The 14,118-nt window shown below is 70.7% G+C and carries 11 protein-coding genes; 1 reads left to right on the top strand and 10 read right to left on the bottom strand.

Annotated features, from left to right (window positions below):
* Positions 1 to 121: 121 nt before the first annotated feature.
* The 10 genes from ACFW6B_RS01230 to ACFW6B_RS01185 form a co-directional block, all read right to left on the bottom strand.
* The gene (locus ACFW6B_RS01230) at positions 122 to 1,891 is read right to left on the bottom strand and encodes an IucA/IucC family protein (RefSeq protein WP_386591190.1); all 1,770 of its coding nucleotides are present in this window, start codon (positions 1,889 to 1,891) and stop codon (positions 122 to 124) included.
* Positions 1,888 to 2,433 carry a GNAT family N-acetyltransferase gene (locus tag ACFW6B_RS01225; RefSeq protein WP_386591189.1) on the bottom strand — a complete coding sequence of 182 codons (546 nt, stop codon included), beginning with the start codon at positions 2,431 to 2,433 and terminating at the stop codon, positions 1,888 to 1,890. Before ACFW6B_RS01225 ends, ACFW6B_RS01230 begins: the two co-directional genes overlap by 4 nt.
* Entirely contained in the window at positions 2,430 to 3,722 is a 1,293-nt protein-coding gene (locus ACFW6B_RS01220) for a lysine N(6)-hydroxylase/L-ornithine N(5)-oxygenase family protein (protein ID WP_386591188.1), read from the bottom strand. Before ACFW6B_RS01220 ends, ACFW6B_RS01225 begins: the two co-directional genes overlap by 4 nt.
* A complete protein-coding gene (gene desA, locus ACFW6B_RS01215) occupies positions 3,706 to 5,172 on the bottom strand; it encodes a lysine decarboxylase DesA (protein WP_386591186.1) in 1,467 nt (488 codons plus the stop codon). Before desA ends, ACFW6B_RS01220 begins: the two co-directional genes overlap by 17 nt.
* A gap of 173 nt (positions 5,173 to 5,345) precedes the next feature.
* The gene (locus ACFW6B_RS01210) at positions 5,346 to 6,212 is read right to left on the bottom strand and encodes a siderophore-interacting protein (RefSeq protein ID WP_386591185.1); all 867 of its coding nucleotides are present in this window, start codon (positions 6,210 to 6,212) and stop codon (positions 5,346 to 5,348) included.
* A gap of 31 nt (positions 6,213 to 6,243) precedes the next feature.
* Positions 6,244 to 7,293 carry an ABC transporter substrate-binding protein gene (locus ACFW6B_RS01205; RefSeq protein ID WP_386591184.1) on the bottom strand — a complete coding sequence of 350 codons (1,050 nt, stop codon included), beginning with the start codon at positions 7,291 to 7,293 and terminating at the stop codon, positions 6,244 to 6,246.
* Between the two features lie 374 nt (positions 7,294 to 7,667).
* Complete coding sequence (locus ACFW6B_RS01200) at positions 7,668 to 8,828, bottom strand: acyl-CoA dehydrogenase family protein (protein ID WP_386591375.1); 1,161 nt, start codon at positions 8,826 to 8,828, stop codon at positions 7,668 to 7,670.
* A gap of 11 nt (positions 8,829 to 8,839) precedes the next feature.
* Complete coding sequence (locus tag ACFW6B_RS01195) at positions 8,840 to 9,799, bottom strand: hydroxymethylglutaryl-CoA lyase (RefSeq protein WP_386591183.1); 960 nt, start codon at positions 9,797 to 9,799, stop codon at positions 8,840 to 8,842.
* A complete protein-coding gene (locus ACFW6B_RS01190) occupies positions 9,796 to 11,727 on the bottom strand; it encodes an acetyl/propionyl/methylcrotonyl-CoA carboxylase subunit alpha (protein WP_386591182.1) in 1,932 nt (643 codons plus the stop codon). Before ACFW6B_RS01190 ends, ACFW6B_RS01195 begins: the two co-directional genes overlap by 4 nt.
* An 8-nt stretch (positions 11,728 to 11,735) precedes the next feature.
* Positions 11,736 to 13,352 carry a carboxyl transferase domain-containing protein gene (locus ACFW6B_RS01185; RefSeq protein ID WP_386591181.1) on the bottom strand — a complete coding sequence of 539 codons (1,617 nt, stop codon included), beginning with the start codon at positions 13,350 to 13,352 and terminating at the stop codon, positions 11,736 to 11,738.
* A gap of 98 nt (positions 13,353 to 13,450) precedes the next feature.
* Between ACFW6B_RS01185 and ACFW6B_RS01180 the strand changes: the two genes are divergently transcribed.
* Positions 13,451 to 14,077 carry a TetR/AcrR family transcriptional regulator gene (locus ACFW6B_RS01180; protein WP_386591180.1) on the top strand — a complete coding sequence of 209 codons (627 nt, stop codon included), beginning with the start codon at positions 13,451 to 13,453 and terminating at the stop codon, positions 14,075 to 14,077.
* The last annotated feature ends 41 nt before the right edge of the window (positions 14,078 to 14,118 follow it).

Below are 14,118 nucleotides of genomic sequence, written 5' to 3'. Positions count from 1 at the left end.
TTTTGTGCCGGGGGCTGCTTTTTTTTTTTATCTGCCCCTGTTCTCCACCTTGGGGGGGGGCCCCCGGGGCGCCGGGCCCGGGGCCCCACGCTCGTTCAGGGGGCTCCTGGGAGCCCGGTGGTCAGAACCCGGCGATCGGGTTCCTCAGGGTGCCGACCAGCTGGAGGGCGGCCGACGGGTCGGAGAGGTCCACCATCTGCTTGTTGTTGCGCAGCTGGAGGCGGTTGAGGCAGGACAGGATGAACTCGGGGGCGAAGACGTCGTACTGGCGGAACTTGTCGGCCAGTTCGGGCGTCGCCTCCTGGTACTCGCGGGTGACCTCGGCGACCGTGCGCCAGAAGCCGTCCTCCTCCAGGACGTCCTCGGCGGCGAGGTTCGCGGCGAGGAAGCGGAAGAAGCAGTCGAAGACGTCCGTGAAGACCGACAGCAGCTTCTGGTCCTCCGGCACCTCCACCCGGACGCGGGTGACCTCGGGCGGCAGCACCGCGTCGGGGTCCATGACCACGATCTCCTCGGCGATGTCCTTGTAGATCGCGCGCTGCACGACGCCGTCCTTGAGGACCAGGATCGTGTTCTCGCCGTGCGGCATGTAGGCCAGGTCGTAGGCGTAGAAGCTGTGCAGCAGCGGGACGTAGTACGCCCGCAGATAGCGGCGCAGCCACTCCGCCGGGGCGAGGCCCGAGTGCTCGATCAGCGCGGCCGCGAGACCGCGGCCCTCGTGGTCGACGTGCAGCAGCGAGGCCATCGTGGCGAGCGACTCGTCGTCCCGGAGGGAGGCGACGGGGCTCTCGCGCCACAGCGCGGCCAGCATCTTGCGGTACGGCGAGTAGCGGTCGGTCGCCCGCTCGTACTCCAGGTGCCGGTAGCCGACGGCCGCGCGCTCGCGGATGATCGTCAGGCCCGTCGACTTCAGCACCGGGTCGTTCTCGATCAGCTGGGCCAGCCAGTCGTTGATCGCCGGGGTGGCCTCCATGTAGGCGGCCGACAGTCCGCGCATGAAGCCCATGTTGATCACGGACAGGGCCGTCTTCACATAGTGCTTCTCGGGCCGCGAGGTGTTGAAGAAGGTCCGGATGGACTGCTGGGCCAGGTACTCGTCCTCGCCCTCGCCCAGGCACACCAGGTGCCGTCGGGCGACCTCGGCGGCGAAGGTGACGGCGAGCTTGTTCCACCACTGCCAGGGGTGGACGGGGATGAGCAGGTACTCGGCCGGGTCCAGGCCCTGCTCGCGCAGCACGCCGTCGAACCGCTTGACCGTCTTCTTGCCCAGCTCCTGCCGGACGAAGGACTCGTACTCGATGCCGACGCCCGCGGTGAACGCCGCGCGCGACCGGTGCGCGGCCAGCCACACCAGGCGGACCGGGTTCGCGGTCTCCGGGGCGTACGACAGGTACTCGTGGACGCCGAAGCCGAGCCGGCCGTTGTTGGCGACGAAACAGGGGTGGCCCTCGGTCATCCCCGTCTCGATGGCCTGGAAGCCGGCGCGGGCGAGTTCGGCGGACGGCAGCTGCGGCTTGGTGAGCTTGTAGCAGGTGCCGGAGAGGGTGGAGGAGATCTCCTCCAGGTAGACCGGAAGGATCTCGTCGCTGAGCCCCAGCGCGTCCTTGAACTCGATGAAGAAGTCCAGGGCGGCGAGCGGGAGTTCGGCACCGTCGCGGTGCCGGGATATGGAGTCCGCGTCGATCTGCCAGTGGTCGAGCGCGCGGCGGACGGCGGCGAAGCGGTAGCTCGTCAGCCCGTCGTCGCTGCGGACGGTGTACGACGGCCCGTCCTGCTCGGGAGTGAGCAGCCGCTCGTGCGCGAACTCGGAGAGGGCCTTGCGGATCAGCTGCCGGTTGGCCAGGTCCCAGTGCTCGGGGGTGAGGTGGGCGACGGAGTCGGCGAGGTTCACGCGGCCACCGCCTTCTCGAACTGCGCGCGGGTGCAGAAGCTCAGCAGCGCCCTCTTCTCCGGCTTGTCGATCTCCCGCTCGGGCACGAACCCGACGGCCTCGTTGAGGGCGTGCACCGCCTTGTTGCCCACGTCGGGCTCGACGACCACCCGGCGGGTGGCCGGGTCGGCGAACAGGTGCGCCATCACCGCGGTGATCACGGCCCGGGTGAAGCCGTGCACGGGCGTGTCGCTGGGGGCGACCAGGAAGTGCATGCCGACGTCGCCCGGCTCCGGCTCGTACAGGCCGACGAGTTCGACGTGGCGGGGGTCGTAGCGCTCCATCAGGAAGACGGGCTCGCCGTCCAGGAGGCCGAGGAGCGCCTCGTGGTGCTCGCTCGCCGCGATGGCCATGTACTCGCGCTCCACGTCGTGCAGTTTCGCCTCCTGCATCATCCAGAAGGCTGCCTTGGGGTGCGTCACCCAGCGGTGCAGCAGCGGCGCGTCCTCGACGGGGTCGAGGGGGCGGACGGTGAAGGTGCCGACGGCGGTCGTGGTGCTCATACGGAGAACTCCTGGAACGCGATGGTCTTCTCGACCGGGTAGTACTCGGTGCCGAGCATCTCGCGGATGATGGACGCGTTGCGGTACGGGCCCATGCCCAGGTCCGGGGACGTGATGCTGTGGGTGTGCACGGCGGCGTTCTGGAGGAAGACGCCGCGGCCGGTGACGTCGATGGAGTGGTTGCGGGCCACGTCGTAGCGGCCGTGGCCGTCGAGGCGGATGCGGTCCTTGACCGGCTCCAGGAAGGCCGGGGCCTCGTAGTGGTAGCCGGTGGCCAGGATCAGGCCCTCGGTGTCGATCCCGTAGTCCTTGCCCTGCTCGTCCTGGCGCAGGCCCAGCCGGTAGGTGCCGTTCTCGTGGCGGGCGCTGTGCAGGGTGGAGTTGGTGAGCAGCCGGGTGGGGACCGGGCGGTCGCCGCTCTCGACGTTCTTCTGGTACAGCAGGTCGAAGATCGAGTCGATGAGGTCGCCGTTGATGCCCTTGAACAGGCCCTTCTGCTGCTTCTCCAGCCGGTAGCGGGTGTCCTCGGGCAGCGCGCTGAAGTAGTCGATGTAGTCCGGGGACGTCATCTCCAGGGTCAGCTTGGTGTACTCCAGCGGGAAGAACCGCGGGGAGCGGGTGACCCAGTTGAGCTGGTAGCCGTGGACGTCGATCCCGGAGAGCAGCTCGTAGTAGATCTCCGCGGCGCTCTGGCCGCTGCCGACGATCGTGATCGACTTCTTCCCGGTGAGCTCCGCCTTGCGGTGCATGTACTGCCCGGTGTGGAAGAAGTCGCCGCCGAGGTCCTGGCAGGCCTCCGGGACGAAGGGCACGGTGCCGGTGCCGAGGACGAGCCGCCGGCCGCGGTAGGTGTCGCCGCCTCGCGTCCGTACGACGTACAGCTCCTCGCCCTCGTCGTACGTCACCTCGGTGACGGTGGTGCCGAAGCGGACGCTGCTCAGCTTCCCGGCCGCCCAGCGGCAGTAGTCGTCGTACTCGACCCGCAGCGGGTAGAAGTTCTCGCGGATGTAGAACGAGTACAGACGGCCCGATTCCTTCAGGTAGTTGAGGAAGGAGTACGGGGAGGTCGGGTCGGCGAGGGTGACCAGGTCCGACATGAACGGGGTCTGGAGGTGCGCACCCTCCAGGAACATGCCGGAGTGCCACTCGAAGTCGGGCTTCGACTCCAGGAAGACGCCGTCGAGTTCGGCTATCGGCTCGGTCAGGCAGGCGAGGCCGAGGTTGAAGGGCCCGAGCCCGATGCCCACGAAGTCGTAGGTGGTGTCCGTGGATTCAGGAAGCGCGGTCAAGGGTCTCTCCCAGGTACTGCTCGGCGTGGCCGGCGATCAGGTCGAGGACGGCGGCGATGTCGTCCGTCGTGGTCTCGGGGTTGAGCAGGGTGAACTTCAGGTAGTGGCGTCCGCCGACCTTGGTGCCCGCGACGACGGCGTCGCCGGAGGCGAACAGGGCCTTGCGGGCGTACAGGTTGGCGCGGTCGATCTCGGCCGGGTCGGTGACGCCGGACGGGACGTACCGGTAGACGAGGGTGGACAGCGAGGGCTCCACGACGACGTCGAAGCGCGGGTCGGCGGCGAGCAGTTTCCAGCCCTCGGCGGCCAGGTCGCAGACCTCGTCGAAGAGTTCGCCGATGCCGTCGGCGCCCATGACGCGCAGCGTCATCCACAGCTTCAGCGCGTCGAAACGGCGGGTGGTCTGGAGGGACTTGTCGACCTGGTTCGGGATGCGCTCGTGGACCATGCGGCGGGGGTTGAGGTACTCCGCGTGGTAGGTGGCGTGGCGCAGGGTCGAGGCGTCGCGGACCAGCACGGCGGAGGAACTCACCGGCTGGAAGAAGGACTTGTGGTAGTCGACGGTGACGGAGTCGGCGCGCTCGATGCCGTCGATGCGGTCCCGGTTCCTCAGCGAGGTGAGCAGTCCGCAGCCGTAGGCCGCGTCCACGTGCATCCAGACGCCGAACTGGGCGCACAGCTCGGCGATCTCGGGCAGCGGGTCGATGGAGCCGAAGTCGGTGGTGCCCGCGGTGGCGACGACGGCCATGGGGACGAGGCCGTCCTGCCGGCAGCGCTCCAGCTCGTGGGCGAGGGCGACGGTCTGCATGCGCTTGTCGTGGTCGACGGGGATCGAGACGACGGCGTCGGGGGCGAGGCCGAGGAGTTTGGCCGACTTCTTGACGCTGAAGTGGCTGACCTCGGAGGCGAAGATGCGCAGTTTGCCGAGGATGTCTCCCGCCTCCCCGTTCTCCTCGCCGGGTTTGGCCTCCTCGCGGGCCAGCAGCAGGGCCTGGAGGTTGGACTGGCTGCCGCCGCTGGTGAACACGCCGTCGGCGGCCGGGCCGAGACCGATCCGCTCGTTGGTCCAGTCGATGAGCCTGCGCTCGATGAGGGTGCCGCCGGCCGACTGGTCCCAGGTGTCCAGCGAGGAGTTGACGGCGGACAGGACGGCCTCGCCGAGCACGGCCGGGATGACGACCGGGCAGTTGAGGTGGGCGAGGTAGCGGGGGTGGTGGAAGTAGATCGCGTCCTGGAGGTAGACCTCTTCCAACTCGTCGAGAACGGCCGTGGTGTCGTGCAGCGGCTTGTCGAGGTCGATCCGCTCGATGCGGGGAGCGAGTTCGTCGACCGTGACACCCGTGAACGGGCGGTCGGTGGTGGCGAGTCTGGCCGCCACCCGCTCGACGCCTTCGGTCACGGAGCGGCGGTACCGGTCCGCGGTGGTGTCGTTGAGCAGGTGCGAGCGCATGTGGGGGTCCTCCGTGCGGGGGGAGAGGCCGGGCGGGACGGAAGGGGCGAAAGCCCCGTCTAATTTAGGTTAGCCTAACCTAAGTTGCGCGCGCGACCCCGCCCCACCTGCGCCTTCCGTGATCCACGTCTCGCTCTGCGGAGGTTTCCGGTCGGCGGGCCGGTTTTCGCGAACTACTCGCCCTGCTCCCGCAGTTCCTCTTCGCTCAGCCCCTGCCGCCAGTAGCCCACGAAGGTCACCCGGCGGCGGTCGACGCCCCGTTCGTGCACGAGATGGCGGCGCAGCTCCCTCACGTGGCCGGACTCGCCCGCGATCCAGGCGTACGGTGCCTCGGCGGAGGGGAGCCCGGAAGCCCGCAGGGCGTCGAGGGCCAGGGGGGTGCCCGAGGAGTCCGCGCCGGCGTGTCCGTCCCGCACGAGCCAGGTGATCTCGGCGTCGGCCGCCGTCTCCAGGTCCTGGACGTCGGCGGCGTGCCGGACCTCCAGCCAGGCCCGGACGCGCAGTCCGGCCGACAGGGACTCGAGGACGGCGGAGACGGCGGGGACGGCCGTCTCGTCGCCCCACAGGACGACGAGGTCGGTGTCCGCGGGCGGCCGGAAGCGGATGGCGCGGTTGTCCGCCATGGCGGGACCGAGCAGGATCACCCGGTCTCCCGGCCGCGCGCCGGACGCCCAGCGTGAGGCGGGCCCGGCGGGGGCGGCCGCGCCCGGCTCCAGACCGTGCAGCGCGAAGTCGATGTCGATCTCGTCGGGGTCGCGGCGCAGCGCCCGCAGGGTGTACGAGCGCATCACCGCCCGCACGTCGTCGGGCAGTTCGCGCCAGCCCTGCCACCACCCGTCGCCCAGTTCGACCGGGACGACGGGTTCGTCCTGGCCGGGGTGCGGCAGGAACAGCGAGAGGGACTGGTCGCGTCCGTGGGAGTGGAACGCGCGCAGTTCGGGCCCGGCGAAGGTCACCCGGAGCAGGGACGGGCCGAGCCGCCTCGTCCGTACGACCCTGAGGGCGAAGAAACGGAACGGGGCGGCGACGGCCGTCGTCATGAGTGCTCCTGAGGTGACGTCAGGCGGAAGGTCAGGCGACCTTCTTCGCGTTCTCGATGGCCTCGGCGAGGTTGTCGAGGATCGGGGTGCACTTGTCGTACGACAGGATCGCCTCGGGCGTGCGGGCGATGACCTGGCCGGCCTTGACGGCGGGCAGCTTCTTCCAGGTGGCCTCGGTGATGTCGGCCGGCTGGATGGTCGCGCTGCGGTCGTCCATGATGATGATGTCGGCCGGGTACTTGTCGACGTTCTCCCAGCTCAGGTTCTCGAACCAGCCGCCGCTGGCCTTGAGGGCCTTGGCGGAGGGCTCGACGATGTTCACGCCGAGCGCCTTGAAGTACTCCAGGTCGATGGAGAGGTTGGAGCCGGAGACGTAGAAGATGTCCTGGCTCGCGCTGCCGGCGAGGACCTTGATCTCCGGGCGGGCCTTGGCGGCCTTGCGCAGCCGCTCGGCGGCCGCCTCGAACTTCTTCTTCGCCTCGACGACCTTCGCGGACTTCACGTCGGCGCCGAGGGACTCGGCCAGCGCGTACATGCGCTCCAGGGACCGCGGCATCTGGCGGTCGTAGACGGAGATGCCGACGCTCGGCGCGAGCTTGAGGATCTTGTCCTTGGACTCCTCGGGCACGTACCAGAGGGTGCCCGAACCGTCGAACATCGTGGAGACCAGCACGTCGGGGGCCAGGCCCGCGTACTTCTCGATGTTGAACTGGCCCCACTCGTTGCCGAGGACCGTCAGCTTGCTGACGTCCATGTCGCCGGCCTGGACGTCGGCCTTGCCGTCCTTGGTCGTCGTCGGGCCGAACACGCCCTTGACCTCGATGCCGTAGTCGAACAGGGCGGCGGCCACACCGGTGAAGGCGACGATGTTCGCCGGAACCTTGTCCAGCTTCACGTCTTTGTCGCGGTCGTCCTTGAACGTCCACGGACCGGACTTCTCGGCCGCCTTCGTCGCGTCCGAGCCACTTTTCTTCGAGTCGTTGTCGTCACCGCAGGCGGCGAGGACGGCGCCGAGGCCGAGGGCGCCACCTGCGGCGAGGATGCCACGGCGGGTGAGGTGAGCGGCACGGGCGTTGGACATGTGTGGCTGCTTTCGGCATGGGGCGACATGCGCCCGCCAAACGGTTCGAAGGTAGGTTAGCCTAACCTCAGCCCTTGTCCAGAGGGCGAGTGGTACCAGGTCACGGGCCCGATGGCCCTGCCTGCGGCGCGAGTCGCCCCCGCGCGCTTCCCCGGATCGTCCGCCGACGGCCCTGCTCTCTTTTCGGCCGATCATCAACAGTGCTCATGGCAAAGGAAGTTGATGATCCATCAGTTCTGGTGGGCGGGAGCGGCACCCCGACGGCACGACGGTCCCGGCACACACCTTCGCGCCCCGTGGCTCCCGGAAATATCCGTGAGCCACGGGGCGCGACACGGGTCTCGGCCCGTGGGCCGCGGGGTGCGGCGCCGGGCTCAGCCCGTCAGTCCCAGCTCCCGGGCGATCAGCATCCGCTGGACCTCGCTCGTGCCCTCGCCGATCTCCAGGATCTTGGAGTCGCGCCACATGCGGGCGACCGGGTACTCGTTCATGAAGCCGTAGCCGCCGTGGACCTGGGTGGCGTCCCGGGCGTTGTCGACGGCGACCGTGGAGGAGTACAGCTTGGCGACCGCCGCCTCCTTCTTGAAGGGCTCGCCCGCCACGAGGCGGGACGCGGCGTCGCGCCAGCCCACCCGGGCCATGTGGGCCTTCATCTCCATATCGGCGATCTTGAACTGTATCGCCTGGTTCGCGCCGATCGGGCGCCCGAACGCGTGCCGCTCCTTGGCGTACTTGACCGACTCGTCGACACAGCCCTGGGCGAGACCCGTGGCCAGCGCCGCGATGGCGATGCGGCCCTCGTCCAGGATGCGCAGGAACTGCGCGTAGCCGCGGCCCTCCTCGCCGAGCAGGTTGGCCGCCGGGACGCGCACGTCCGTGAAGGACAGCTCACGGGTGTCGGAGGCGTTCCAGCCGACCTTCGAGTACGGGGCGGCGACCGTGAAGCCGGGGGTGCCGGAGGGCACGATGATCGCGGAGATCAGCGGCTTGCCGTCGGGCTTGCGCCCGGTGACCGCGGTGACCGTCACCAGACCCGTGATGTCCGTGCCGGAGTTGGTGATGAAGCACTTGCTGCCGTTGATGACCCATTCGTTCGTCTCGGGGTCGAGCCGGGCCGTCGTGCGGGTCGCGCCCGCGTCCGAGCCGCCGTCCGGCTCGGTCAGGCCGAAGGCGCCCAGGATCTCGCCGGAACACAGCCGCGGCAGCCACTCCCGCTTCTGCTCCTCGGTGCCGAAGAGGTGGAGGGGCATGGCGCCCAGCGAGACGCCCGCCTCCAGGGTGATGGCCACGGAGGAGTCGACCCGGGCCAGCTCCTCCAGGGCGATGCCGAGGGCGAGGTAGTCGCCGCCCATGCCGCCGTACTCCTCGGGGAACGGCAGGCCGAACAGGCCCATGCGGCCCATCTCCCGAACGATCTCGTACGGGAACTCGTGCCGCTCGTAGAAGTCGCCGATCTTCGGCGCCACGACGTCGTGCGCGAACTCCTCCACCGTACGGCGGAGTTCTTCGAGCTCGGGGGAGAGACGGTGGTCCAAGGACATGCTGTTCACTCCTGGTGGGAGAGGGCGTTGACGGTGCGGGAGGGGCTGGGTCGGCCCAGTTGTCCGGCCATCCACACGCTTGTGGCGGTGAGGCGGCCGAGGTCGACCCCGGTGTCGATACCGAGGCCCTGGAGCATCCATACGAGGTCTTCCGTGGCGAGGTTGCCCGTCGCGGACTTCGCGTACGGGCAGCCGCCGAGGCCGCCCGCGGAGGCGTCGACGGTGGCGACGCCGTGCTGGAGGGCGGCCAGGGTGTTGGAGAGCGCCTGGCCGTAGGTGTCGTGGAAGTGCACGCCGAGGGCGCCGGTGGGCACGCCCTCCTCGTTCAGCCCGGCGAGCAGGGCCCGCACGTGGCCCGGCGTCGCCACGCCGATGGTGTCGCCGAGGCTCAGCTCGTCACAGCCCATGTCCCGCAGCGCCCTGCAGACGCGGACGACCTGACGGACCGGGACGGGCCCCTCCCACGGGTCGCCGAAGCACATCGAGACATAGCCGCGGACCGCGCTGCCGACGTCCTTCGCGCGGCTCACCACCGGCTCGAACATGGCGAGCGACTCGTCGACCGTCCGGTTGAGGTTGGCCTTCGCGAAGGACTCCGTCGCGCTGGCGAAGACGGCCACGTGCCGGGCGCCGAGCGCCAGCGCCCGGTCAAGACCGCGCTCGTTGGGCACCAGCACCGGCAGCGCCACCGGCAGGTCGGCGACCTGCGGGAACAGCTGCTCCGCGTCCGCCAGCTGGGGAACCCACTTCGGGTGGACGAAGCTGGTCGCCTCGATCGTGGTCAGCCCCGCGTCCGCGAGGCGCCGGATGAACTCCGCTTTCACCCCGGTCGGCACGGCCGCCTTCTCGTTCTGCAGACCGTCGCGCGCGCCGACCTCGTGGATCCGCACCCGGGCGGGCATGTTTTGGACCGGTACAGCCTGGACCGGTACGGCCATCGGCAGGCCGAGTTCGGAGGTGTTCACGGCGTCTCCTCCTCCGCGGGGGTGATGACCGCCAGGACCTGGTCCATGGCGACCGTCGTGCCGGGCGCGACGTCCAGCTCGCTGACCGTCCCGGCGTGCGGCGCGGAGATGACGTGCTCCATCTTCATCGCCTCGACCACGAGCAGGCTCTGACCAGCCGCCACCTCGTCCCCGACGGCGACCTTCACCACGGTCACCGTGCCGGGCATCGGCGCGGTCAGCGAGTCGGCACCGGCGTGCGCGGCGCCGGTGAGCGACGCGGCCACCGGGTCGTGGTCGCGCACGTGCCAGGCGTCGCCGTCGCGGCCGAGCCAGTCGGCGGCGCGGTGGAAGGTGTGCCGCACCCCGTCGAGCGTCACCGCGACCCGGTCGGCGGTGACCGTGTGGGTGCCGCGCGGGGTGTACTCCACCGGGTCCAGGACCCGCAGGGAGAAGCCCACCGGCTTCGGGGTGCCGCCGAGCCGCCAGCCGCTCGGCACCGAGAACGGGTCCTGCCAGCCCTCGCCCGCCGGGGCCAGCTCGGCGAGCCGGACGGCCGCCGCCGCCTCGTACACCTCCTCGGGCACCCCGTCCGGGACCAGGCCGTCCGCCTCCCGCTCGACCAGACCGGTGTCCAGGTCGCCCGCGACCACGTCCGGGTGGGCCAGCAGCCGGCGCAGGAAGCCCGCGTTCGTCTGGACCCCGAGCGTGACCGTCTCGGCGAGGGCGGCCCTGAGCCTGCGCAGCGCCGTCGGCCGGTCGGGGCCGTACGCGATGACCTTGGAGAGCATCGGGTCGTAGAGGCTGCCGACCTCGGTGCCCTCCGTCAGGCCCGAGTCGGTGCGCACCCCGTCGCCCTGGGGCTCGTGCAGCGCGAGCACGGTGCCCCCGGAGGGGAGGAAGCCGCGCGACGGGTCCTCGGCGCAGATCCGGGCCTCCACCGCGTGCCCGGTGAGGGCGATGTCCTCCTGCGCGTACGGCAGGCGCTCGCCGGCGGCGACGCGAAGCTGCCACTCGACGAGGTCGAGGCCGGTCACCAGCTCGGTGACCGGGTGCTCCACCTGGAGACGGGTGTTCATCTCCATGAAGTAGTAAGAGGACGGGTCGCCGCCCGGGACGATGAACTCCACCGTGCCCGCGCCCCGGTAGCCGCAGGAGCGGGCCGCCTGGACGGCCGCCTCTCCCATCGCGGCGCGCGTGGCCTCGTCGAGGAGCACGCTGGGCGCCTCCTCGATGATCTTCTGGTGGCGGCGCTGGAGCGAGCACTCGCGCTCGCCCAGGTGCACGACGTTGCCGTGCCCGTCCGCCAGGACCTGGATCTCGATGTGCCGGGGCCGGTCGATCCAGCGCTCGACGAGCAGCGTGTCGTCGCCGAAGGAGGCCCGCGCCTCGCGCCGGGCGGCGGCGATCTCGTCGGCCAGGACGCCGGTGTCGCGCACCAGGCGCATGCCCTTGCCCCCGCCGCCCGCGCTCGGCTTCAGCAGCACCGGGACGCCGATCTCGCGGGCGGCCGCGATCAGCTCCGTGTCCGTCAGACCGCTGCCCGAGGAGCCGGGGACGACCGGGACACCGGCCGCCTTCACCGTCTCCTTGGCGCGGATCTTGTCGCCCATCAGGGAGATCGCCTCGGCGGGCGGGCCGATGAAGACGAGTCCGGCCTCCGCGCAGGCCCGCGCGAAGGCGGCGTTCTCGGCGAGGAAGCCGTACCCCGGGTGCACCGCCCGGGCGCCGGTGCGGGCCGCCGCCTCCAGCAGCGCCTCCACCGACAGATAGCTCTCGGAGGCGGGCGCCGGTCCGATCCGTACCGCCGTGTCGGCCTCCCGGACGTGCCGGGCGTCGGCGTCGGCGTCCGAGAAGACGGCCACCGAGCGCACGCCGAGCGCGCGCAGGGTGCGGATGACGCGTACGGCGATCTCGCCCCGGTTGGCCACGAGCACTGTGTCGAACATGGGTCCCCTCACATCCGGAAGACGCCGAACTGGGGGTCACCCAGGGGCGCGTTGGCGCAGGCGGTCAAGGCGAGTCCGAGGACCTGCCGGGTCTCCAGCGGGTCGATCACGCCGTCGTCCCAGAGCCGGGCGCTCGCGTAGTAGGCGTTGCCCTGCTGCTCGTACTGCCGGCGGATCGGGTCCTTGAAGTCCTCTTCCTCCGCCGCCGGCCAGGACTCGCCGCGCGCCTCGATCTGGTCGCGCTTGACGGTCGCGAGGACGGACGCGGCCTGCTCGCCGCCCATCACGGAGATCTTGGCGCCCGGCCACATCCACAGGAAGCGCGGCGAATAGGCCCGGCCGCACATCGAGTAGTTGCCCGCGCCGTACGAACCGCCGATCACGACGGTCAGCTTCGGCACGCGGGTGCAGGCGACGGCCGTCACCATCTTCGCGCCGTGCTTGGCGATGCCGCCCGCCTCGTACTGGCGGCCCACCATGAACCCGGAGATGTTCTGCAGGAACACCAGCGGGATGCCGCGCTGGTCGCACAGCTCGATGAAGTGGGCGCCCTTCTGGGCCGACTCGGAGAACAGGATGCCGTTGTTGGCGACGATCCCGACCGGGTGTCCGTGGATCCGCGCGAAGCCGGTGACCAGGGTCTGCCCGAACTCCGCCTTGAACTCGGCGAAGCGCGAGCCGTCGACCACGCGCGCGATGACCTCGCGCACGTCGTAGGGGGTGCGGGAGTCGACCGGCACCGCGCCGTACAGCCCGTACGGGTCGACCTTGGGCTCGGCGGCCGCGGTGACCTCCCAGGGCAGCTTCCCGCGCGCGGGGAGGGTGGAGACGATGGTGCGCACGATCCGCAGCGCGTGCGCGTCGTCCTCCGCGAGGTGGTCGGTCACGCCGGAGACCCGGGAGTGGACCTCGCCGCCGCCCAGTTCCTCGGCGGTCACCACCTCACCGGTGGCGGCCTTCACCAGAGGGGGCCCGCCCAGGAAGATCGTCCCCTGGTTGCGGACGATCACGGCCTCGTCGCTCATCGCCGGCACGTACGCGCCGCCGGCCGTGCAGGAGCCGAGGACGGCCGCGATCTGCGGGATGCCGGCGCCCGACATCCGCGCCTGGTTGTAGAAGATCCGCCCGAAGTGCTCGCGGTCGGGGAACACCTCGTCCTGCATGGGCAGGAAGGCGCCTCCGGAGTCGACGAGGTACACGCAGGGCAGACGGTTCTCCAGCGCGACCTCCTGGGCGCGCAGGTGCTTCTTCACCGTCATCGGGTAGTACGTGCCGCCCTTGACGGTGGCGTCGTTGGCGACGATCACGCACTCGCGCCCGCTCACCCGGCCGATCCCGGCGATGACACCGGCGGCCGGGGCCGCTCCGCCGTACATCCCGTCGGCGGCGAGCGGCGCCAGCTCCAGGAACGGGGAGCCGGGGTCGAGCAGGGCGTCCACGCGGTCGCGGGGCAGCAGCTTGCCGCGCGCGGTGTGCCGCTCGCGTGCCTTCTCGCCTCCGCCGAGCCGTGCCTCGGCCAGCTTGCGGCGCAGCTCCTCGCCCAGCGCGCGGTGTGCCGCCTCGTTGGCCCTCCAGGCCTCCGACGCGGGATCCGCCGCGCTCGTCAGCTCCGGTGCCTCTTGCATCCTGCGGTCCCCTCACCAGGTGATCGACCAAGTTAATGAGCGTTAACGCATTTCCCTCAGGTTAACGAGCGCTAACCGCGATGTCTAGAATTGTTTTCATGGCCACCAGAACCGACGCCCCCACCCGGCGCGAGCAGATCCTCAGGGAGGCCGCGCGGCTCTTCGCCGAGCGCGGTTTCCACGGCGTGGGAGTGGACGAGATAGGAGCGGCGGTCGGCATCAGCGGCCCCGGTCTCTACCGGCACTTCGCCGGCAAGGACGCGATGCTCGCCGAGCTGCTGGTGGGGATCAGCGGGCAGCTGCTCACGGGCGGCCGGCGCCGGGTGGCGGAGGTCAGGGCGGGCTCCGGGGGAGGTGTCGAGGGGGGCGCCGAGGGGCTCCTCGACTCGCTCATCGAGGGGCACATCGACTTCGCCCTCGACGACCGCCCTCTGATCACCCTGCACGACCGCGAGCTGGACCGCCTGCGGGACAGTGACCGCAAGCTCGTGCGCCAGCTCCAGCGCCAGTACGTCGAGCTGTGGGTGGAGGTGGTCCGCGAGGTGTACCCGGACCTGGCCGAGCCCTCCGCCCGCTCCGCCGTGCACTCGGTCTTCGGCCTGCTGAACTCGACCCCGCACCTGGGGCGGCCGGGCGCGCTGCCCGGGCGCGCGGGGACGGCGGAGCTGCTGCACCGGATGGCGCGGGGTGCGTTCGGAGCGGCGGCCGTGACTCCCGGGGCGTGACGAGCGTCTCGGGGGGTGACCCCTGGACGGCACTCGTGACC

Source organism: Streptomyces sp. NPDC058751, assembly GCF_042746485.1.
Classification (GTDB): domain Bacteria; phylum Actinomycetota; class Actinomycetes; order Streptomycetales; family Streptomycetaceae; genus Streptomyces.
The sequence above is the reverse complement of the archived record's forward strand: the minus strand, read 5'-3'. Positions and strand labels throughout refer to the sequence as shown.

Bases quoted from the DNA above. Each gene is read 5' to 3' on its own strand.
- ACFW6B_RS01210 (WP_386591185.1), bottom strand. From the start codon at position 6,212: ATGACGACGGCCGTCGCCGCCCCGTTCCGTTTCTTCGCCCTCAGGGTC.
- ACFW6B_RS01190 (WP_386591182.1), bottom strand. From the start codon at position 11,727: ATGTTCGACACAGTGCTCGTGGCCAACCGGGGCGAGATCGCCGTACGC.
- ACFW6B_RS01180 (WP_386591180.1), top strand. From the start codon at position 13,451: ATGGCCACCAGAACCGACGCCCCCACCCGGCGCGAGCAGATCCTCAGG.
- ACFW6B_RS01205 (WP_386591184.1), bottom strand. From the start codon at position 7,293: ATGTCCAACGCCCGTGCCGCTCACCTCACCCGCCGTGGCATCCTCGCC.
- desA (WP_386591186.1), bottom strand. From the start codon at position 5,172: ATGCGCTCGCACCTGCTCAACGACACCACCGCGGACCGGTACCGCCGC.
- ACFW6B_RS01225 (WP_386591189.1), bottom strand. From the start codon at position 2,433: ATGAGCACCACGACCGCCGTCGGCACCTTCACCGTCCGCCCCCTCGAC.
- ACFW6B_RS01185 (WP_386591181.1), bottom strand. From the start codon at position 13,352: ATGCAAGAGGCACCGGAGCTGACGAGCGCGGCGGATCCCGCGTCGGAG.